Here is a 19,361-nt window from a genome sequence, read left to right as displayed (position 1 = left end):
ATGGTGATGAAGCGTGATGGTCGTGGAGCGCCTGGAGCGCCGCCGAATCGGCGAGGATACCTGCTGCACTGTAGCGCCTTGGCGCTGGCCCTCACGGTGCCAGGTCTTGCCAGCGCCGCGGCGGCCAAGCAGGCAGCGTCGGCAGGGCCGCTGATCCTGGTCCTCGGCGACAGCCTGTCGGCCGAGTACGGCCTGCCGCGCGGCCAGGGCTGGGTCGCGCTGCTCGAGCAGCGGCTGGCGCAGCAAAAGCGCCCGCAGCAGCTGCTCAATGCCAGCATCAGCGGCGACACGACGGCCGGCGGACGCGCGCGGCTGCCGGCGCTGCTGCAGCAGCGCAAGCCGGCCATCGTCATCATCGAGCTGGGCGGCAACGACGCCCTGCGCGGCCTGCCGCTGAAGAGCAGCGAGGACAATCTGCTGGCGATGGTGAAGGCCGCCAAGGCGGCCGGCGCCAAGGTGCTGCTGCTGGGCATGCAACTGCCGCCGAATTACGGCGCCAGCTACGGGCGCGACTTCGCGGCGCTGTACGAGCGGGTCGCCCAGACGGAGAAGGTCGCCCTCGTGCCCTTTCTGCTGAAGGGCGTGGCCGACCGGCCCGACGCCGAGGCCTGGTTCCAGGCCGACCGCATCCACCCGCTGGCGCGGGCGCATCCGCAGATGCTGGACAATGTCTGGCCGGCGCTGCAGCCGCTGCTCTGAGCGAGCGGCGGGCATGGCCCCCTGACGCTCAGCGCTCCTGCTGGCCGGCGCGGCCGGAGCGCGAGCCGCGGTTGCCGTCGTCGTTGCTGTCGCCGCCGCGGCCGCGGTGTTGTTGCTGCGGCGACGGCTGTTGCGGCTGCGGTGGCGGCGCGATCACCGGCTGCGGCATCGCCTGCTGCTGAGGCTGCGCCTGCGCAGCGCGCGGCGGCTCGACCGGACGCGAATAGGGCTGCGGCTGCTGCTGGATCTGCGGCCGGATGCCTTGCGGGGCCTGCTGCTGCTCCTGGCGTTGCTGCTCCTGGCGTTGCTGCTGCTGTTCCTGTTGCTGCTGCTGCATGCGCTCGGCCTGGTGGCGCCGCCAGCCTTGCTCCTGCCTCTGCTCCTGCCGCTGCGGCTGCTGTTCGGCGCTGCGTTCCTGCAGCCGCTCCTGGGCACGCTCCATCTGGCGCTGCGCATTGGGCGTCATGAGGTCGACGGCGCCGTTCGGCGGCATCGCGCGCGGCACGACGGTCGGGGCCTCGCGCTGCGGCTGCGGCTGCTGATCGCCGCGGCCGGCCTGCCAGGGCCGCTGCTGTTGCGGCACCGGTTGCGCTTGCGGTTGCTGCGCCTGCTGCTGCGGCAGCAGCCCGCGCTGCGCACGCTCGGGAAGCGACATCGGCGGCAGCTCCTGCTGGGGCTGTTGCGGCTGGACCTGCAGCTGCTGGGCCGGCGGCGTGCGCTCGGGGCGCGGCGGGCCCGCGCGCTCGCCACGATCGCGATCACCACGGCGGCCGCCCGGTTCGTTGCTGCGCCAGCCCATAGTCGGCGGCGCCGGGCGGGCATTGCCGGCATCGGGCCGTGCCATGCCGACGAATTCATTGCGCGGCGGCGGAGCCGGCATCGGACGCAGCTGCTCCCTTGGCACGGCCTGCGGCGGCAGCGGCCGCGCCGGACCGGTGTGCGCCGGCAGGTAGCTGATCGCGCCGGCGACGTCGCGGTTGCGGTGCGGGCGCTCGACCGTCACCGGATCATGGTCGCCGTTGATGCGGCGCATATAGGTCGGCGTATGGCGGTAGGCCGGCACATAGTTCTCGCGCGGGGCCAGCGGATACCAGCCATAGCGCGGCGGCGGCGGGCGGCCGCCGACGCTGACGCCGACACTGACCGCGCCGGTGCCCACCCAGGCGACCAGGGCCGGCGAGTAGACCGGCCGCGCCACATAGCGGCCCGGCGCCCAGCACCAGCGACCGCCCCACATGACCCAGCGGCCATAGTGGAACGGCGCGAAGCCCCAGGGCGCGTCGTCGACCCAGGCCCAGCCCCAGTAGCGCGTCCAGGCCCAGTGGCCATAGCGATAGGGGGCCCAGTCGACGGCGACCTGGTAAGGCGTCCAGACGGCGCCGTACTCGGGCGACTGCTCCCAGCGGCCGTGGCGATCGAGTTCCTCGGCGCCGGTCATCTCCGGCGACACATAGCGCTGGCTCTCGGCGACGGCAATGCCGGCCTCGCGCTGGTCCTGGCTCAGCATCCAGTCGGCGAAGCCGTCGTTGTTGCCCTCGATGCGCTGGCGCTCGACGCGCGGACCGCCGGCCCACCAGAACTCGGCCTGCTCGCCGGGTTCCAGCAGGGTCGGGGCAATCTCGCTGCCGCGCGACGATTCGAAGCGCAGCCGCCCCGCCCAGGCGAAGGCGCGCGCGCCGCGGTCGATCTGCTCGATCCGGTACAGGCCCTTGTTCTCGGGAATCAGCGTGCCCTCGCGGGTGCGGATCTTGTAGTCGGTCGCCGCATCCGGCGAGCGCAGGCGCAGGCCCAGATCGCCCTTGTCCAGCGACAGCAGCACCTGGCCCTCGTCGAGCAGGGTGAACTCCAGATCGCTGCGCTCGTCCAGCCAGACGCTGGTCGAGCCGATGCGCAGCGCGACGCGCGAGCGCTCGTCGGTGCGCAGGCGATCGCCCTGGCCAATGGTCTGGTTGCGGGAGACGCGCACCCAGTCCTTGGCCTCGGTATCGAACAGCCAGGCATCGCCATAGACCTCGGCAATGCGGCCGACGCGCGCCGGCGGGTCGGCCATCTGCAGCTCGCTCTGCGCGGCGGCCGGGCGGGCCAGGCCTATCAGCAGGGCCAGCGCCAGCTGGAACCAGAGCGCGCGGCGCCAGAGGCCGGCAATTCGGTGCGATGTTTGGGGGGCGGCTGCGTTCATGCGGCGTTGGTGGGCAAAGGGGGCTCCTCGGTTGGGATACAACGCCCGAGCGCCGCCCGCCGCCGACCGTCTTACAAAACTTTTCAACAGCCGGCCGGCACCATCCCGCTCAATCGTCGCTGTTCGGATCGAGTTCGGGGAACAGCACCGAGGTGAAGCCGAAGCGGCTGAAGTCCTTCACCCGCATCGGGTAGAGCAGGCCCAGCAGGTGGTCGCATTCATGCTGGACCACGCGGGCGTGGAAGCCCTCGGCCTCGCGCTCGATAGGCCGGCCGTCGGCGTCGAAGCCGCTGTAGCGCAGCCGCGCATGGCGCTCGACAACGCCGCGCAGGCCGGGCACCGAGAGGCAGCCTTCCCAGCCCTCCTCCATCCGCTCGTCCAGCGGCGTGATGACCGGGTTGATCAGCACGGTCGGCGGCACCGGTGGCGCGTCCGGATAGCGCACATTGCGCTCATAGCCGAAGATCACCAGCTGCAGATCGACGCCAATCTGCGGCGCGGCCAGGCCGGCGCCATTGGCGGCCACCATGGTCTCGAACATATCGGCGATCAGCGTCTTCAGCGCCGGCGAGCCGAAGTCGCTCGCGGGCACCGGCTTGGCCACCCGCAAGAGCCGCGGGTCGCCCATCTTCAGAATCTCGTGCACGGCCATTCGCTCGTCTCCCTGCGCTATCGTTGCTGCCGCATTCTAAGAAGGAGACGGACGGCATGGACTTCATCGAGGATCTCGGCCATGGCCTCTACGCGATCGACACCGGCTTCCAGCGCCCGCGCTTCGACGCCGCCTATCTCGTCGTCGAGAACGGCCGCGCCGCCTTCATCGACACCGGCACCAACCATGCCGTGCCGCGGCTGCTGGCGGCGCTCGACCGGCTGGGCCTGGCGCCGGACGGCGTCGACTGGGTGATCCCGACCCATGTGCACCTCGACCATGCCGGCGGCGTCGGCCTGCTGATGCAGTCGCTGCCCACCGCGCGCCTGCTGGTGCATCCGCGCGGCCTGCGCCATATGGTCGATCCGCGCGCGCTGTGGGACGGCGCGCTGGCCGTCTATGGCGAGCAGGAGATGCAGCGCTCCTATGGCGAGCTGGTCCCGGTGCCGGCCGAACGCGTCGAGGCGAGCCGTGATGGCCAGGTGATCGAGCTGGCCGGCCGGCCGCTGCTGATCCTCGACACGCCGGGCCATGCGCGGCATCACCATTGCATCTGGGACGCGCAAAGCCGCGGCTGCTTCACCGGCGACACCTTCGGCCTGTCCTACCGCGAGTTCGACACGCGGCAAGGTCCCTGGATCCTGCCGACCAGCACGCCGGTGCAGTTCGACCCGCCGGCGCTGAAGGCCTCGATCGCGCGGCTGCTGGGCCTCGGCCCCCAGTCCATGTATCTGACGCACTACGGCCGCGTCGGCGAGGTCGAGCGCCTGGCCGCGCTGCTGCTGGGCCAGATCGACGAGATGGTGGCGCTGGCGCTGGCGCTGAAGGATGCGGACGAGCGCCACGAACGGCTGAAGGCCGGCCTGGCGGCGATCTATCTGGAACGCCTGCGTGCCCATGGCTCGATGCTGGCGCCGGAGCGGCAGCTGCAGCTGCTGGCGATGGACATCGAGCTGAATGCGCAGGGGCTGGCGGTCTGGCTGGACCGGTGACTCACTCGGAAGCCGCTGCAGATAGCGCAGTTGCTCCTGCGCAGCAAGGGTCAGGTGCGGCGCGCTATCCCGCTTTTGAATGAGTACCAGCTGATAGTCAACGATCTCCGGCAATCCCGCCACAGCCCGCAACCGTTCTCCCTGCGAGCGGAGTCCCTCGAATCGCTGCCTCGCCGCATCGAAGTAGCGCAGGCGGCGTTCGAGATCGCCGGCGACCATCTCGTCCGTCAGACGCTCAAGGTTGTCAACGCTGGAGCGCTGCAACGCAAGGGTGAAAGCGGCCAGGGCCGCTCTGGCTCTGGGTCGATAAGCCGCCTCGTCCCCGGCCTGCCAGCTGGCGTGCAACAAGTCATAGCGCAAATCCTGCTCCCGCGCCCCCATCGCTCGGCGCAGCCAAATCTGCAATTCATGCCGATCGACTTCCGAACGCAGGCGCTGATACTCGCTGGACGCGACCAAGCCCCTGAGCCGCGAAAGTTCTTGTTTGCTGAACTTTTCCTTGTAAAGGACAAAACCATTGCCTGGGCACTGCGGTGCTCTTGCTACTAGACGCGGCGGGATACCCCAGTGCCGTCCATCCAGGTAGGCGTTGACACCGCCGGCGGCGAAATCAGGCCGTTCGCCCCGCGCCCCAGGGTACTCACTGACACTGCTGAAGCGTTCGCCGTCCAGCGGGCATACCCAGTCGAAGATAAACGGAATGTGGGCATGGACCCGCATGCAGAACAAGAGGGCCAGCGCCCCGACGGCACGATGCAAATTGAGCAGGCACATCATGGAGCCAGTAGTCGGTTCGCCCCATGTTAGCGGCCCTCTCAGGCATCTAGGCCTGCACCTGAATTTAATGCCTAACTGCCGCGGTCATGGTCCGCTATCAGCGCAGCGCCAGTGTCATGAACACGCTGAACGGGTCCGGCTTGTAGTCGGCGAACGGTCCGCAGTCCTCGAAGCCGAAGCTGCGGTAGAGCCGATGCGCCGCCTCGAAGCCGCCGTCGGCCGGGCCGGTCTCCAGGCTCAGCCGCTCATAGCCGCGCTCACGGGCGACGGCGACGATATGGCTCAGCACCGCGCGGCCGGCGCCACGGCGGCGCAGCTGCTGAGGTGTGCGCATCGACTTGATCTCGCCATGGCGCTTGTCCAGCTCCTTCAGCGCGCCGCAGCCGAGCAGTTGCTCGCCGTCCCAGACGCTCCAGAAGCTGATCTCGGGCCGGCGCAGCTTGGACAGGTCCAATGCATGGACGCTCTCCGGCGGCGACAGCTCGTACATGCTTTGCAGGTGTTCGTTCAGCAGCGCGTGGATCTGCGGGCGGCTCAGGTCGTCGAGTTCGATTTTCAAGATGTCTTGGTCTGCGTTTTACGGGCCGAGCGCCGGACCGCTCCCAAGCCGGCCCGCGTGGCGATGTGCGAGCGGGGCATTCCCCGCGAGCATCGCCGTCCCCTCGGGGGACCGCCCAAGGTACTCCTTGGACGAGGGGCTCAAGGCTCCAGCCCGAGCTCCTGAATCTTGCGCGTGATCGTGTTGCGACCGATGCCCAGCTTCTGCGCGGCCTCGATGCGGCGACCGCGGGTGACGTCGAGCGCGGTCAGGATCAGGCTGGCCTCGAAGCGGCGAGTCAGCGCATCCCAGACATCGGGCTCGCCGGCGGCCAGCAGGCGGCGCGCCTCGCGGGCCATCTCGGCCACCCAGGCGTCGGGGCCGGCGCCGAAGCTGGGCAGCGCGGGCGCCGCCGAGCTCAGCGGCGCCTGCGGCGCCTCGGCAAGCGGCGCAGCGGCCGGGGCGGCCACACCGGCCGGGCCGGCAACGGGCGTCGGCGCCACCATCAGCTCCTGCGGCAGGTCCTTGGCCTCGATCAGCTGGCTGGGTGCCATCACGCTGAGCCAGTGGCAGATGTTCTCCAGCTGCCGCACATTGCCGGGGAAGTCGAAGCCGACCATGCGCGCCAGCGCGGCGTCGGACAGGCGCTTGGCTTCGACGCCCAGCTCGGTCGCGCTGCGCTGCAGGAAGTAGCGCGCCAGCATCGGGATGTCCTCGCGCCGCTCGCGCAGCGGTGGCAGGCGCAGGCGGATCACGTTCAGCCGGTGGAACAGGTCCTCGCGGAAGGCGCCCTGGCGCACCCGCTCCTCCAGGTTCTGGTGCGTCGCCGCGATCACCCGCACATTGCTGCGCAAGGGGCTGTGGCCGCCGACACGGTAGAACTGGCCGTCGGACAGCACGCGCAGCAAGCGCGTCTGCAGGTCCAGCGGCATGTCGCCGATCTCGTCGAGGAAGAGCGTGCCGCCGTCGGCCTGCTCGAAGCGGCCGCGCCGGGTCGCCTGCGCGCCGGTGAAGGCGCCGCGCTCGTGGCCGAAGAGCTCGCTTTCCAGCAGGTCCTTGGGGATGGCCGCGGTATTGATCGCCACAAAGGGGCCATCGGCGCGCGGGCTGTGCTTGTGCAGCGCGCGCGCGACCAGTTCCTTGCCGCTGCCCGACTCGCCGGTGATCATCACCGTTACATTGCTCTGGCTGAGCCGGCCGATCGCGCGGAACACGTCCTGCATCGCCGGTGCCTGGCCCAGCATCTCGGGCACCTGCGCGGCGGCCTCCTCCGCCACGGCCTCGCGCTGGCTCTCCTCCTGCGCGCGGCGGATCAGCTCGACCGCGCGCGGCAGGTCGAAGGGCTTGGGCAGGTATTCGAAGGCGCCGCCCTGGAAGGCCGAGACGGCGCTGTCGAGGTCCGAATAGGCGGTCATGATGATGACCGGCAGGCCGGGCAGCTTCTCCTTGACCTTGGCCAGCAGGTCCAGGCCCGAGCCGCCGGGCATGCGGATGTCGGAGACCAGCACCTGCGGGCTGTCGCCCTCGTCCAGCGCGGCCAGCAGATCGCGGCCATTGCTGAAGCTGCGCACCGGCAGGCCTTCGCGGCTGAGCGCCTTCTCGAGCACAAAGCGGATCGAATGGTCGTCGTCAACAACCCAGATGGATTTCATCAATCAATGCTCCCCTTCGCGGCCGCCATGCGGCTAGGGCAAAGGCAGGGTAATTCGAAAATCGGTCCGGCCCGGTTCGCTCTCGCAGTCGATCATGCCTTGGTGCTGCTGGACGATGGTCTGCGACAGCGTCAAGCCCAGACCGGAACCGCCATCGCGTCCGGAGACGAGCGGATAGAAGATGCGGTCGAAGATCTCCGCCGGCACACCGGGGCCGTTGTCCTCCACATGCAATTCCAGTGCCAAGCGCCAGCGCTGTTTGCCGATGGTGACCTGGCGTGCGACCCGGGTGCGCAGCACGATGCGCGCGCCGCCTTCGGCGATCTGGCGCTGCAGCGCCTGGGCCGCGTTCTGCACGATGTTCAGCACCGCCTGGATCAGCTGTTCGCGATCGCCGCGGAAATCCGGCAGCGAGGTGTCGTAGTCGCGCTCGATGGCCAGGCCGCGCGGGTATTCGGCCAGGATCAGCGAACGCACCCGCTCGCAGATCTCATGGATGTTGACGTCGGCCACGACCTGCGCGTGGCGGTGCGGCGCCAGCAGGCGGTCGACCAGCGACTGCAGTCGGTCGACCTCGTGGATGATGACCTGCGTGTATTCGGCCAGCTCGGGCCCATATTCATCGGCCGGGAGCTCCATCGCCAATAACTGCGCGGCACCGCGGATGCCGCCCAGCGGGTTCTTGATCTCGTGCGCCAGATTGCGCGTCAGCTCCTTGGTCGCCTGCACCTGGTCCAGGCTGCGCTCCTCGCGGTCCTGCCGCGCCTGCTGCGCGTTCTCGATCAGCTCGACCAGCACGTCCCCACCCGGGCCGTCCATCTGCGAGACGATCACATGGACCGGCAGCAGTTCCTCCTGCGGCCGCGCGCCGCAGCGCAGCAAGGCGTCGAAGCGGCTGCTCGAATAGGTGTTGGCGGCGACGCCGGCGACCGTGTCGCTGAGCCGGCCGGCATCCTGGAACCAGTCGAACAGATTGCCGCGCTGCACCGCGCGGCGCGAGAGCCGCAGCACGTTCTCGAAGGCGGCGTTGGCAAACACGCATTCGCCGCCCGGGTGGACGACGGCCACCATCGTGGCCAGCATGTCCAGCGCCTCGTAGCGCGCGCTGTCGCGCGGTTTGCTTTCTTGGTCTTCGCTCATCGGGGCTGACCGGCCGCCCCGACGCGAGAGGGTGCCGCCGCCTCAGGGCAGCTTGCTGATCTCGCGCTTGAGCGCCTGGATATCGGTTTCCTGGCGATTGATGCTGGCCTTGAGTTCGGCCATGCGGTCCAGGTATTTCTGGTAGTTGCGGCTTTCGTCGCCGCGCTTCTCGCCACTGCCGCCGGCGTATTCGGCCTGGGCCGTGGCCAGCCGCGCTTCGGCCTCGCGCAGCTCGGTCTCGAGCACGCGGCGGCGCTCGTTGTCGCGCTGGCGCTGCTGCTGCGGATCGATGCGTGCATCAGCGCCACCCGCCGAAGCGCGCGCCTCGCCGCCATTGAGCGGCGCGCCGTTCGGCGCGCTGCCGGCCGGGCGTGGCCGCGGCGCCGACATCACCGTGATCGGCGTGCCCTCGATCGTGCGGCAGCCCTTGTCCTGCGCCTCCTTGGCCGACAGCGCATCGGTGTAGAGCACCGGCGGGCCAGGGCAGCGGTAGACCGCGGCCTGGGCCGTGGCCGCCGTCGCGGCCAGCAAGATCGTCGTCAATGCGGTACGAGGAATCGGCATGGCGCGATTGTGGCCCATCCGGGCAGCAGGCCGCCGCAAGCAAAAGGGACGGCCGAGGCCGTCCCTTGCATGCAGCGAGGCAGGGGCGCGCCGCGAGAAGCACCCGCGCGCCGCCCATTGCCATCAGAGCGCGTAGTACATATCGAACTCGACCGGGTGCGTGGCCATGCGGAAGCGGGTCACCTCCTGCATCTTCAGCTCGATATAGGCATCGATGTAAGCATCGGTGAACACGCCGCCCTTCGTGAGGAATGCACGGTCCTTGTCCAGGTAGTCCAGCGCCTGGTCCAGGCTGTGGCAGACGGTCGGGATCTTCGCGTCCTCTTCCGGCGGCAGGTGGTAGAGGTCCTTGGTGGCGGCCTCGCCCGGATGGATCTTGTTCTCGACGCCGTCCAGACCGGCCATTAGCAGCGCGCTGAAGGCCAGGTAGGGGTTGGCGGAAGGATCGGGGAAGCGCGCCTCGATGCGGCGGCCCTTGGGGTTCGCCACATAGGGGATGCGAATCGAGGCCGAACGGTTCTTGGCCGAGTAGGCCAGCTTGACCGGGGCTTCGAAGCCGGGCACCAGACGCTTGTACGAGTTCGTGCCGGGGTTGGTGATCGCGTTCAGCGCGCGGGCATGCTTGATGATGCCGCCGATGTAGTACAGCGCGAACTCCGACAGGCCCGCATAGCCGTCGCCGGCGAACAGGTTCTTGCCGTCCTTCCAGACCGACTGGTGCACATGCATGCCGCTGCCGTTGTCGCCGACGATGGGCTTGGGCATGAAGGTCGCGGTCTTGCCATAGGCATGGGCGACGTTGACGATGATGTACTTCTGCAGTTGCAGCCAGTCGGCGCGCTGGACCAGCGAGCTGAACTTGGTGCCGATCTCCATCTGGCCGGCGTTCGCCACTTCGTGGTGATGGACCTCGACCGGGATGCCGCACTGCTCGAGGATCAGGCTCATCTCCGAGCGCATGTCCTGGAAGGAATCGACCGGCGGCACCGGGAAGTAGCCGCCCTTGACGCTGGGACGGTAGCCGGTGTTGCCGTGCTCGTATTCCTTGCCGGTGTTCCAGGCAGCTTCTTCGGATTCGATCTTGAAGAAGGAGCCGGCCATATCGTTGGCCCAGCGCACGCTGTCGAAGACGAAGAACTCGGGCTCGGGGCCGAAGAAGGCGGTGTCGCCCAGGCCGCTGCTCTTCAGATAGGCCTCGGCGCGCTTGGCCAGCGAGCGCGGATCGCGCTCATAGGCCTTGCCGTCGGCGGGGTCGACGACGTCGCAGGTAAGGATCAGGGTCGGCTCTTCGAAGAAGGGGTCGATATTGGCCGTGTTCGGATCCGGCATCAGCAGCATGTCCGAGGCTTCGATGCCCTTCCAACCGGCGATCGAGGAGCCGTCGAAGGCGTGGCCCGACGTGAACTTGTCATCGTCGAAATGCGACACGGGCACGGTGACGTGCTGCTCCTTGCCACGGGTATCGGTGAAGCGGAAGTCAACGAACTTGACTTCGTTTTCCTTCACCATGTTCATCACGTCGGCGACGGTCTTGGCCATCAATAACTCCTAGCGGGGAAAGGCTGTGAATTTGGTTCGAATTCGGCACGCGCTCGATCAACAAGGCGCCGCTGTCCGTGTAAGCAGAACTTGTGCCAACCCGGCTCCATCAGGCTCCGTCACGGTGCATCGCCGATTCGCCGCGGCATTATGCGCCGGCATGGGGCCGGCGATGGCTGGCCCAAGCTCGCAATGCACCGCTCGAGTGCCTGGACCGCCGGACTATCGCACCATTTCAGTGCTTATGACAGCACCGAATTGAAGCACGCCGGCCTTCAGCGCGGCGTAGGCCGCGTCCAACTGGGCCGCCTCGCCCTTGACGCCCAGCTCGATATGCCGGCCCCAGCGCGGGTGGTCGACGCTGGGCAGGCTGAACACCTTGATGCCGGCAAAGTCCGCCTCGATGCGTTCCATCAGCGGGGTCAGGCTGGCTTCCATCGCGCCCTGCACGATCAGCGAGCGCTCGATCACGCCGACAGGCCGGTGCAGCGCCGCATGGCGGTCGAGCACCCATTCCATCATCGGATGCGCCATCACCGGAAAGCCGGGCACGAAGTAGACGCTGCCGACCGAGAAGCCGGGGATCTTGTTGTAAGGGTTCGGCACGATCTCGGCGCCGGCCGGGAACACGCCCATCTCCAGCCGCCGCAAGGTGTCCGGATGATCGGGCTCGGCGCTGCTGCCCTGCTCGGCGGCCATCTGCAGGATGCGCTGCCAGATCAGCTCGCGCGCCTCGGGGTGCAGCACCAGTTCTCGGTCCAGCGCCGCGGCGGCGGCCTGGCGCGTGTGGTCATCCGGCGTCGCGCCGATGCCGCCGCAGCAGACCACCAGATCGCCGCTGGCAAAGGCCAGGCGCAATTGCGCGGCGATGTGCTCGCGCTCGTCGCCCAGGTACTGCGCCCAGGACAGGCTCAGGCCGCGCGCGGACAGCAGCTCGATGAACCGGGCCAGATGACGGTCCTCGCGCTTGCCGGACAGGATCTCGTCGCCAATGATGATCAGACCAATCTTCATGGGCAGGGCCCTCAGATCGGCGGCAGCAGCGGCGAGGGCGGCGCGGCCGGATCCAGCACCTCGGCCAGCGGCGGAATCTCGCCCGCGGCGGCGGGCTTGACCGCCTCGCCCTGCCGCGCCCGCAGTTCCTGCAGCGCGGCCAGCGCGTAATGGGCGAACCACAAGGTCGAGAAGGCGAACACCAGCGTGTAGAGCCAGATCGAGACCAGCACCAGGAAGGGGGCCAGCGCGATCGCGATCACGTTCAGCGCCCAGATCATGGCCGGTGCCGCGCCCAGATAGCCGGTCACCAGGCCAAGCATCATCAGCGGCAGCCGGTGCTCGCGCATCAGGCGGCGGCGCTCGACCACCGAGGCATGCTCGGCCAGCACGTCGAAGGTGAAGACGCGATAGCCCAACCAGCCCCAGATCACCGGCGGCAGGATCAGCACCAGCGGCGGGATCAGCCAGAAGGGCAGGCTGACCAGCAGCGCCAACAGGGCCAGCAAGGCGTTCCACAGCGACCAGGCCGCGCCCTGCCACCAGGCGGCACCCTGCTTGCGCTCCAACTGCGGGAAGCGCCGCGCCGTCACCAGGCGCACCAGCGAGGGCGTCATCATCAGCGCGACCAGCAGCAGGCTCAGCACCACCAGCACCGGCAGCGAGAGCACCAGCACCAGCACCGGTGCCAGGGCCGAGCGGAACTCGTTGGCGCCGATGAAGTTGAACCAACCCAGCATGGTGTCGATCAGGCGCCAGGAGTCCAGGGTCGCCCGCACCGCGTCGATCGCCGGCTCCCAGAAGAAATAGCCGAGGCCGATCGCCAGGCCGGAGGCCAGCAGCAGCGGCAACAGCGACAGCGCGATCACGCGCGGATGCAGGCAGTAGGCGGCTGCGCGCCAGAAGGCATCGGCCACGCGGCCCATCGAGGTCACCATATCAGCTCATCCTCCGGTATCCGGCCAGGCGCTTCAGGCCCAGCCATTGCTGGGCCCAGAAGCCGCGGCCATAGTCGCGCCCGCCCTCCTCGGCCAGCTGGTCGCGCACGCCGGTCGGGTCCCAGCGCAGCGCGAAGTCGGCGGTGCCGAAGAGGATGTCCCAGATCGGGAACAGCACGGCGAAATTGTGCCCGCCCAGCGTACCGCGTCCGCCCGACTCATGGCCGATGCCGATCGAGTGATGGCGGCGGTGAAAGCGCGGGCTGACCAGCACACGCTCCAGCCAGGGTCCGAACCAGAGCCGCACATTGGCATGCTGCAGGCTCTCCAGCAGCTGCGTCAGCGCGACCAGCGCGACGAACTGCCCGGGGCCGACGCCCAGCAGCCGCGCCAGCAGCACGAAGGCTGCATCGATCAGCACCGAGTCGAGCAGGTGGTTGCGGTTGTCGCTCCACATCGTCATCTGGCGCTGGCTATGGTGCAGCGCATGCAGCTGCCACCACCAGGCGAGGCCATGCTGGGCGCGGTGCAGCCAGTAGTTGACGAAGTCGAACAGCAGCAGGTACAGCCCGAAGCTGACCCAGGGAATGTCGCTGACGCCGGGCCAGACGGCGTCGAGCTGCCAGGTCGGCAGACCGGCCATGCGCAGCTCGCCGGCCAGCCAGTCCCAGAGCGGGTCGATGCTGAAGAACATCGCCAGCCGGAACAGGCCCAGCCGGTGGATCAGGGTGTAGATCATGTCCACGCGCACGGCCGCCCGATCGGCCAGCGGCTCGACCGGCCGCCAGCGCTCCAGCGCGCGGAAGACCAGCAGCATCACCGCGATCTGCAGGAGGCCCACCAGCAGCCAGCCGGTCGCATCGAAGGCGTCCTCGAGCAGATTGCCGCCGCCCAGGCCGAACACCAGCGGCTGCACCAGGCTCTCGTAAAGCCACAGCTGCAGCTCGGCAAAGCCGTCGGCCAGCCAGTCCATCACGGCTTGCGCCCCCTGGCCGCCCATTCGCGGAAGACCGGCGCATAGCGCGGATGCTCGCGCAGCGGCGCGAAGCAGAAGCCGCGCTCCTTGAGCCCCTGCAGCAGCGGCTCCAGCACGGCCGGCGCCCAGGGATCCTGGCGCGACCAGATGCCCAGATGCGCCATCAGGATGTCGCCCGGCTTGATCGTGCGCAGCGCCTTGTCCAGCAGCTGCGCATTCGGATAGCGATCGCTGGGCAGTTCGTCGCCGAGGAAGCCGGCCGCACTCCAGCCGACATGGTGGAAACCGCAGCGCTGGGCCGCCGCCAGCAGGGCCTTCGAGGTCTTGCCGGCCGGCGCGCGGAAGATCGGCCCCAGCGGCTTGCCGGTCATCTCCTGAAAGCGCTGCGCCACATGCTGCAGGCTCTCGCAGTACTGCTCGGCGCTGAGCTCGCGGATGCGCGGCTCCTGCTGGCCGGCGACGGTACGGAATTTGAAGCGGGACTTGCCGTCCACATCCGGCAGGTCTTCCAGCCAAATGTCGTGCTCCCAGGTATGGGCGCCGAAATCATGGCCCTCGGCCGCGCGCTCGCGCCACCAGGGCGCCCATTGCTCGTCCAGGGTCGTGCCGCCGCTCAGGGTCGGCTCGTTGGCCAGGAAGAAGGTGGCCTTGGCATCGAACTTCTTCAGCGTCTCGGCGATCAGCGGCGCGACGCCCATATGGCCGGTGTCGAAGCTCAGATAGACCGGCTTGTCGCAGCTCTGCGCGCCGGACATCAACGGCGCCAGCGCCATCAGGGCCACCAGCGCCAGAACGGCACGCCGATGCACGATGGTCCTCCTCACTGCCGCGGCATGTGGTCCAGCGTCCACACGCCATGCGGCGACTTGCCGACCTTGACCTGGCGCACGATCTTGTGCGTCGTGGTGTCGATCATCGTCAGCTTGCCGGCCCAGCGCGAGGTCACCAGCAGGGTGCGGCCGTCGCCCAGCAGTTCCATATCGTCGGGGCCGCTGGGCGCAGGATAGCGGTCGACCACCGACAGGGACTGCAGATCGATCTTGCTGATCGAGTTGCCGGCGCGGTTGCTGACCAGCACATGGCGCTTGTCGCCCCAGGCGCGGAAGGAATGCGCGCCGTCGCCGGTGGCGATGCGCTTGACCAGCTTGGGCGCGGCGCCCGACACATCGTAGACCTCGACCTCGCTGCCGCCGGTCAGGCCGACCAGCAGGTGCTTGTCGTCCGGCGCCAGATAGATGTCGGCCGGCATCTTGCCGACCGGCGTCTTCCAGCGCGGCGCCTGCGTGGCCAGATCGATGGCCAGCAGCTCGTCACTGTCCTGCAGGCTCACATAGAGCGTCGTGCTCTTGCTGTCGATATAGAGGTGGCTGGGCGTCTTCGGCGCCGGGATGCGCTTGACCAGCTGTAGCGGTTCGGCCTGGTTCTGCGGCTGCCAGCGGTACAGGGCCACATGATCGAGCCGGTTCGCCGCGGTGACGAACCACTTCATGTCCGGCGAGAAGCGCAGGTGGTAGGGATCGCTGATGCCGCGCAGCACGCGCTGCACCTCGGCCGTGGCCGGGTTGACGAAGGTCAGCGAATCGCCCAGCGCATTGGCGACGACCAGCGACTTCTCGTCCGGCGTCAGGTACAGATGGTGCGGTTCCTTGCCGGTCGGGATGCGGCGGACCTGCTTAAACGTGACCGGGTCCACGACGCTGATGTCGGCATCCAGCGAATTCAGCACGAAGATCGGCGGCTTGGCGTCGGCGGCGAGCGCAGAAATTGCGGCGCCGGCGCTCAGCGCCAGCGTGGCGGCCAGACGCGGCCAGGACGAGGAAGGCATCGACAACATCCTTGAAGCATGAAAAAAGGCGGCTCGCTCGCCGCCTTCGCTAGTGTAGTGCCCGGACCTTATTCGTCGTCGCCACCGAGGATTCCGCCCAGCAGGCCACCGCCGGCGAAGCCGCCCAGCACCGAGCCCTCCTCGCGACCGCGCCCGCCCATCTGCGGCGCGGCGGCGAAGATGCGCGAGGCCAGGCGCGAGAAGGGCAGGCTCTGCAGCCAGATCTCGCCCGGGCCGGTCAGCTTGGCCAGGAACAGGCCCTCGCCGCCGAACAGCGCCGTCTTGATCTTGCCGACATACTGGATCTCGAAATCGACGCCGGGCGTGTAGGCGACCACGCAGCCGGTGTCCACCATCAGGGTCTGGCCCGGCTGCAGCGTGCGGCGCACGACGGTGCCGCCGGCATGGACGAAGGCCAGGCCGTCGCCGTCGAGCTTTTGCATGATGAAGCCCTCGCCGCCGAAGAAGCCGGTCGACAGCCGCTGCTGCACCGCGATGCCCAGCGAGACGCCACGCGCGGCGCACAAAAAGGCGTCCTTCTGGCAGATCAGCGTGCCGCCCAGCTGGCGCAGGTCCATCGGCAGGATCTTGCCGGCATAGGGCGCGGCAAAGGCGACGCGCTGCTTGCTCGGCGCCTGGTTGGTGTAGATGGTCGTGAACAGCGACTCGCCGGTGACCAGGCGCTTGCCGGCGCCGAGCAGCTTGCCGAAGAAGCCGCCCTGGTTGGCCGAGCCGTCGCCGAACACCGTGTCCATCGCGATGCCGGCGTCCATGAACATCATGCTGCCGGCCTCGCCGATCGCCGCCTCGCCGGGGTCGAGTTCGACCTCGACGAACTGCATCTCGCTGCCCTTGATCTCGTAGTCGACCACGTCCATTGCCATTGCTGCTCTCCGATACGGCACAAAAAGAAACGGCGCGAATATTAGCGAACTTCGCCTGCCTATACTGCGTCGCATGAGTGGTCCCCTTGAAGCCGGTGGCGAGGCGCTGAAACCGGGCGACAGCTATGTGCAATCCTTCGCCCGCGGCCTGTCGGTGATACGCGCTTTCGATGCCGATGCGCCGCGTCAGACCCTGACCGAGGTCGCCAAGCGCTGCGGCCTGACCCGCGCCGGCGCGCGCCGCATCCTGCTAACCCTGCAGACCCTGGGCTATGTGAAAAGCGACGGCCGGCTGTTCGCGCTGACCCCCAAGATCCTCGACCTCGGCTTCGCCTATCTGTCCACGCAGCCGCTGTGGCAATTCGCCGAGCCGGTGATGCAGTCGCTGGCCGCCGAGCTGCGCGAGTCCTGCTCGGCCGCCGTGCTGGAAGGCCAGGACATCGTCTATGTGCTGCGCGTGCCGGCGCGCAAGATCATGAGCATCAATCTGGGCCTGGGCAGCCGGCTCCCGGCCTGGTGCACCTCGATGGGCCGCGTGCTGCTGGCCGGCCTGCCGCCGGAGGAGCTGGAGGCGCAGTTGGCACAGGTCCGGCTGCAGGCCCATACCGGCCGCACGGTGGCGCGGCTCGATGATCTGCGCGCGCGCATCGAGCAGGTGCGCCGCCAGGGCTGGTGCCTGGTCAACCAGGAACTCGAGGAAGGCCTGGTCTCGCTGGCCGCGCCCCTGGTCGATCGCAGCGGCCAGACGATTGCCGCGCTAAACGTCAGCGGCCAGGTCAACCGCACGCCGCCCGAGGCGATGCTGCAGGACTGCCTGCCCAAGCTGGTCGAGGCCGCGCATGCTATCTCGCGGCTCTTGCAGATCAAGTCCTAGGAGAAGCGCGATGGCCGACCGCCCCGCCGTGCAGTTCGACCGCGCCGGCGCGGTCGCCACCATCACGCTGGACCGCCCGGCGCGCCGCAATGCGGTCGACGGACCGACCGCGCGAGCGCTGCGCCAGGCCTTCGAGCGCTTCGAGGCCGATGCCGAGCTGCATGTGGCGGTGCTCACCGGCGCCGGCGGCCATTTCTGCGCCGGCGCCGATCTGGCCGCGATGGCCGATCCGGCGCTGCGCAACGAGCTCGAGCCCAGCGGCAGCGCGCCCGGCCCGATGGGCCCGACGCGGATCGCCTTCGGCAAGCCGGTGATCGCCGCGATCGAGGGCTATGCGGTCGCCGGCGGCTTGGAGCTGGCCCTGATGTGCGATCTGCGCGTGGCCGCGCGCGGTGCCAGCTTCGGCGTGTTCTGCCGCCGCTGGGGCGTACCGCTGATCGACGGCGGCACGGTGCGCCTGCCGCGGCTGATCGGCCAGAGCCGCGCGCTGGATCTGATCCTGACCGGCCGCCCGGTCGAAGCCGAGGAGGCGCTGGCGATCGGCCTGGTCAACCGTCTCGTCGAGGACGGCCAGGCGCTCGCGGCCGCGCAGCAGCTGGCGGGCCAGATCGCCGCCTTCCCGCAGGCCTGCCTGCGCGCCGACCGTGCCTCGGCCATCGCGCAATGGGAGCTGCCGCTGGCCGAGGCCCTGCGCCAGGAAGGCGCCGCCGGCTTCGCCGTCCTGGAGGCCGAAGGCCTGGCCGGCGCCGCCCGCTTCGCCGCCGGCGCGGGGCGGCACGGCGAGTTCTAAGCAGCCGGGTGGGTCGGGTCGACCCAGCGCACATCCTCCGGCGGCTCGGCCGGCTCGATATCCAGATTGATCGCCACCGCCTCGCCGTCGCTGCGCACCAGCACGCATTCGAGCACCTCGCTCGGGCTGGCGTTGATCTCCTGGTGCGGCACGAAGGGCGGCACATAGATGAAGTCGCCCGGGCCGGCCTCGGCGCTGAACTCGAGCCGCTCGCCCCAGCGCATGCGCGCGCGGCCGCGCACGATGTAGATCACGCTTTCCAGCGGCCCATGGTGGTGGGCGCCGGTCTTCGCGTTCGGATGGATGTGCACGGTGCCGGCCCAGAGCTTTTGCGCGCCGACGCGGGCGAAGTTGATCGCCGCCTTGCGGTCCATGCCGGGCGTCTGGGCGGTGTTCGGGTCGAGCCGGTCGGCGGGAACGACGCGGACGCCGTCGTGTTTCCAGCTTTCGCTCATCGCTCTGCTCCGGCTTGGCTGCACCGGGCCTTGGGCCTGCAGGCCCAAGGCTTGATGCGGGCGAGCCGACAGCCGCGGGGCTGTCGGCTACCCCGGATCACCCCATGTGCAGACCGCCGTTGCAGCTGAAGTCCGCGCCGGTAGTGAAACCGGAATCGGGGCCGGCCAGCCAGGCGACGATGGCGGCGATCTCCTCGGGCGTGCCCAGGCGCTTGACCGGGATCGTCTGGACGATCTTCTCGAGCACGTCGGCGCGGATCGCGCGGACCATGTCGGTGCCGATATAGCCGGGGCTGACCGTGTTGACCGTCACGCCCTTGGACGCGACCTCCTGCGCCAGCGCCATCGTGAAGCCGTGCATGCCGGCCTTGGCGGCCGAGTAGTTGGTCTGGCCGAACTGGCCCTTCTCGCCGTTGACCGAGGAGATGTTGATGATGCGGCCCCAGCCGCGGTCCAGCATATCGTCGATCACCTGCTTGGTGACATTGAACATGCTGTCCAGATTGGTGTTCATCACCGCGTCCCAGTCACCCTTGCTCATCTTGCGGAACACGCTGTCGCGGGTGATGCCGGCGTTGTTGACCAGCACGTCGACCGGGCCATGCTCGGCCTTGACCTTGGCAAAGGCCTGCACCGTCGAATCCCAATCGCCAACATTGCCGACCGAGGCGTAGAAGGCGTAACCCAGCGCGGCCTGCTCGCTGAGCCATTTGCCGTAGTCGCGGCTCGGTCCGCAGCCGGCGATCACCTTGAAGCCTTCCTTGTGCAGGCGCTGGCACATGGCCGTTCCGATGCCACCCATGCCGCCGGTGACGTAGGCCACTTTTTTGTCGCTCATCTGAATCTCCTTCAAGCCGGCTCCTGCGCCGCGTCCTACGCGCCGGGCCGGACTCT

General features: G+C 68.9%; 20 protein-coding genes. 5 read left to right on the top strand and 15 right to left on the bottom strand.

Annotation, left to right across the window (positions count from 1 at the left end):
- Window positions 1–6 precede the first annotated feature (6 nt).
- The gene (locus QWJ38_RS21440; protein ID WP_290361176.1) at window positions 7–699 is read left to right on the top strand and encodes an arylesterase; all 693 of its coding nucleotides are present in this window, start codon (window positions 7–9) and stop codon (window positions 697–699) included.
- 28 nt (window positions 700–727) lie between these two features.
- Here the strand turns inward: QWJ38_RS21440 and QWJ38_RS21435 are convergent, their stop codons facing one another.
- Entirely contained in the window at window positions 728–2,878 is a 2,151-nt protein-coding gene (locus QWJ38_RS21435) for a DUF6600 domain-containing protein (protein WP_290361175.1), read from the bottom strand.
- Window positions 2,879–2,987: 109 nt separating this feature from the next.
- Window positions 2,988–3,530, bottom strand: a complete 543-nt coding sequence (gene def / locus QWJ38_RS21430) for a peptide deformylase (protein WP_290361174.1) — start codon at window positions 3,528–3,530, stop codon at window positions 2,988–2,990.
- A gap of 56 nt (window positions 3,531–3,586) precedes the next feature.
- Here def and QWJ38_RS21425 point away from each other — a divergent pair, with 56 nt between their 5' ends.
- Both QWJ38_RS21425 and QWJ38_RS21420 read left to right on the top strand, forming a co-directional pair.
- The gene (locus QWJ38_RS21425; RefSeq protein WP_290361173.1) at window positions 3,587–4,522 is read left to right on the top strand and encodes an MBL fold metallo-hydrolase; all 936 of its coding nucleotides are present in this window, start codon (window positions 3,587–3,589) and stop codon (window positions 4,520–4,522) included.
- A gap of 30 nt (window positions 4,523–4,552) precedes the next feature.
- A complete protein-coding gene (locus QWJ38_RS21420) occupies window positions 4,553–5,071 on the top strand; it encodes a hypothetical protein (RefSeq protein WP_290361172.1) in 519 nt (172 codons plus the stop codon).
- Between the two features lie 325 nt (window positions 5,072–5,396).
- Here the strand turns inward: QWJ38_RS21420 and QWJ38_RS21415 are convergent, their stop codons facing one another.
- The 11 genes from QWJ38_RS21415 to QWJ38_RS21365 all read right to left on the bottom strand — a co-directional run bounded on the left by QWJ38_RS21415 (window position 5,397) and on the right by QWJ38_RS21365 (window position 16,348).
- Window positions 5,397–5,858 carry a GNAT family N-acetyltransferase gene (locus QWJ38_RS21415; RefSeq protein WP_290361171.1) on the bottom strand — a complete coding sequence of 154 codons (462 nt, stop codon included), beginning with the start codon at window positions 5,856–5,858 and terminating at the stop codon, window positions 5,397–5,399.
- A 140-nt stretch (window positions 5,859–5,998) separates the two neighbouring features.
- The gene (ntrC, locus tag QWJ38_RS21410) at window positions 5,999–7,489 is read right to left on the bottom strand and encodes a nitrogen regulation protein NR(I) (protein WP_290361170.1); all 1,491 of its coding nucleotides are present in this window, start codon (window positions 7,487–7,489) and stop codon (window positions 5,999–6,001) included.
- Window positions 7,490–7,522: 33 nt separating this feature from the next.
- Window positions 7,523–8,629: a nitrogen regulation protein NR(II) gene (gene glnL, locus QWJ38_RS21405; protein WP_290361169.1), complete on the bottom strand. Its 1,107-nt coding sequence runs from the start codon at window positions 8,627–8,629 to the stop codon at window positions 7,523–7,525.
- Window positions 8,630–8,671: 42 nt separating this feature from the next.
- On the bottom strand, window positions 8,672–9,193 hold the full coding sequence (locus QWJ38_RS21400; RefSeq protein ID WP_290361168.1) for a hypothetical protein: 522 nt from the start codon (window positions 9,191–9,193) through the stop codon (window positions 8,672–8,674).
- 123 nt (window positions 9,194–9,316) lie between these two features.
- Window positions 9,317–10,732, bottom strand: a complete 1,416-nt coding sequence (glnA, locus tag QWJ38_RS21395; protein ID WP_290361167.1) for a type I glutamate--ammonia ligase — start codon at window positions 10,730–10,732, stop codon at window positions 9,317–9,319.
- Between the two features lie 222 nt (window positions 10,733–10,954).
- Window positions 10,955–11,746, bottom strand: a complete 792-nt coding sequence (locus QWJ38_RS21390; protein WP_290361166.1) for a competence/damage-inducible protein A — start codon at window positions 11,744–11,746, stop codon at window positions 10,955–10,957.
- Window positions 11,747–11,757: 11 nt separating this feature from the next.
- Entirely contained in the window at window positions 11,758–12,663 is a 906-nt protein-coding gene (locus QWJ38_RS21385) for an EI24 domain-containing protein (RefSeq protein ID WP_290361165.1), read from the bottom strand.
- Between the two features lies 1 nt (window position 12,664).
- Window positions 12,665–13,636, bottom strand: coding sequence for a sterol desaturase family protein (locus tag QWJ38_RS21380; protein ID WP_290361164.1), 972 nt, complete (start codon window positions 13,634–13,636; stop codon window positions 12,665–12,667).
- Entirely contained in the window at window positions 13,636–14,448 is an 813-nt protein-coding gene (locus tag QWJ38_RS21375; RefSeq protein ID WP_434064014.1) for a polysaccharide deacetylase family protein, read from the bottom strand. Before QWJ38_RS21375 ends, QWJ38_RS21380 begins: the two co-directional genes overlap by 1 nt.
- A gap of 11 nt (window positions 14,449–14,459) precedes the next feature.
- Window positions 14,460–15,464 carry a YncE family protein gene (locus QWJ38_RS21370; RefSeq protein ID WP_290361163.1) on the bottom strand — a complete coding sequence of 335 codons (1,005 nt, stop codon included), beginning with the start codon at window positions 15,462–15,464 and terminating at the stop codon, window positions 14,460–14,462.
- A gap of 68 nt (window positions 15,465–15,532) precedes the next feature.
- The gene (locus QWJ38_RS21365; RefSeq protein WP_290361162.1) at window positions 15,533–16,348 is read right to left on the bottom strand and encodes a TIGR00266 family protein; all 816 of its coding nucleotides are present in this window, start codon (window positions 16,346–16,348) and stop codon (window positions 15,533–15,535) included.
- A 73-nt stretch (window positions 16,349–16,421) separates the two neighbouring features.
- Between QWJ38_RS21365 and QWJ38_RS21360 the strand changes: the two genes are divergently transcribed.
- Window positions 16,422–17,222, top strand: a complete 801-nt coding sequence (locus QWJ38_RS21360; protein WP_290361161.1) for an IclR family transcriptional regulator — start codon at window positions 16,422–16,424, stop codon at window positions 17,220–17,222.
- 10 nt (window positions 17,223–17,232) lie between these two features.
- Window positions 17,233–18,012: a crotonase/enoyl-CoA hydratase family protein gene (locus QWJ38_RS21355; protein WP_290361160.1), complete on the top strand. Its 780-nt coding sequence runs from the start codon at window positions 17,233–17,235 to the stop codon at window positions 18,010–18,012.
- Here QWJ38_RS21355 and QWJ38_RS21350 read toward each other — a convergent pair.
- Window positions 18,009–18,467, bottom strand: coding sequence for a cupin domain-containing protein (locus QWJ38_RS21350; protein ID WP_290361159.1), 459 nt, complete (start codon window positions 18,465–18,467; stop codon window positions 18,009–18,011). The genes QWJ38_RS21355 and QWJ38_RS21350 overlap by 4 nt on opposite strands.
- 97 nt (window positions 18,468–18,564) lie before the next feature.
- The gene (gene phbB, locus QWJ38_RS21345; protein WP_290361158.1) at window positions 18,565–19,305 is read right to left on the bottom strand and encodes an acetoacetyl-CoA reductase; all 741 of its coding nucleotides are present in this window, start codon (window positions 19,303–19,305) and stop codon (window positions 18,565–18,567) included.
- Between the last annotated feature and the right edge of the window lie 56 nt (window positions 19,306–19,361).

This window comes from Roseateles violae (assembly GCF_030410485.1).
Taxonomy (GTDB): domain Bacteria; phylum Pseudomonadota; class Gammaproteobacteria; order Burkholderiales; family Burkholderiaceae_C; genus Roseateles_D; species Roseateles_D violae.
Note: the sequence above shows the minus strand (reverse complement) of the source record. Positions and strands in the feature narration are given on the sequence as shown.

Excerpts from the sequence above, each read along its gene's own strand:
- QWJ38_RS21440 (WP_290361176.1), top strand. The coding sequence starts at position 7 with ATGAAGCGTGATGGTCGTGGAGCGCCTGGAGCGCCGCCGAATCGGCGA.
- QWJ38_RS21435 (WP_290361175.1), bottom strand. The coding sequence starts at position 2,878 with ATGAACGCAGCCGCCCCCCAAACATCGCACCGAATTGCCGGCCTCTGG.
- def (WP_290361174.1), bottom strand. The coding sequence starts at position 3,530 with ATGGCCGTGCACGAGATTCTGAAGATGGGCGACCCGCGGCTCTTGCGG.
- QWJ38_RS21425 (WP_290361173.1), top strand. The coding sequence starts at position 3,587 with ATGGACTTCATCGAGGATCTCGGCCATGGCCTCTACGCGATCGACACC.
- ntrC (WP_290361170.1), bottom strand. The coding sequence starts at position 7,489 with ATGAAATCCATCTGGGTTGTTGACGACGACCATTCGATCCGCTTTGTG.
- glnL (WP_290361169.1), bottom strand. The coding sequence starts at position 8,629 with ATGAGCGAAGACCAAGAAAGCAAACCGCGCGACAGCGCGCGCTACGAG.
- QWJ38_RS21400 (WP_290361168.1), bottom strand. The coding sequence starts at position 9,193 with ATGCCGATTCCTCGTACCGCATTGACGACGATCTTGCTGGCCGCGACG.
- glnA (WP_290361167.1), bottom strand. The coding sequence starts at position 10,732 with ATGGCCAAGACCGTCGCCGACGTGATGAACATGGTGAAGGAAAACGAA.
- QWJ38_RS21390 (WP_290361166.1), bottom strand. The coding sequence starts at position 11,746 with ATGAAGATTGGTCTGATCATCATTGGCGACGAGATCCTGTCCGGCAAG.
- QWJ38_RS21385 (WP_290361165.1), bottom strand. The coding sequence starts at position 12,663 with ATGGTGACCTCGATGGGCCGCGTGGCCGATGCCTTCTGGCGCGCAGCC.
- QWJ38_RS21380 (WP_290361164.1), bottom strand. The coding sequence starts at position 13,636 with ATGGACTGGCTGGCCGACGGCTTTGCCGAGCTGCAGCTGTGGCTTTAC.
- QWJ38_RS21370 (WP_290361163.1), bottom strand. The coding sequence starts at position 15,464 with ATGCCTTCCTCGTCCTGGCCGCGTCTGGCCGCCACGCTGGCGCTGAGC.
- QWJ38_RS21365 (WP_290361162.1), bottom strand. The coding sequence starts at position 16,348 with ATGGCAATGGACGTGGTCGACTACGAGATCAAGGGCAGCGAGATGCAG.
- QWJ38_RS21360 (WP_290361161.1), top strand. The coding sequence starts at position 16,422 with ATGAGTGGTCCCCTTGAAGCCGGTGGCGAGGCGCTGAAACCGGGCGAC.
- QWJ38_RS21355 (WP_290361160.1), top strand. The coding sequence starts at position 17,233 with ATGGCCGACCGCCCCGCCGTGCAGTTCGACCGCGCCGGCGCGGTCGCC.
- QWJ38_RS21350 (WP_290361159.1), bottom strand. The coding sequence starts at position 18,467 with ATGAGCGAAAGCTGGAAACACGACGGCGTCCGCGTCGTTCCCGCCGAC.
- phbB (WP_290361158.1), bottom strand. The coding sequence starts at position 19,305 with ATGAGCGACAAAAAAGTGGCCTACGTCACCGGCGGCATGGGTGGCATC.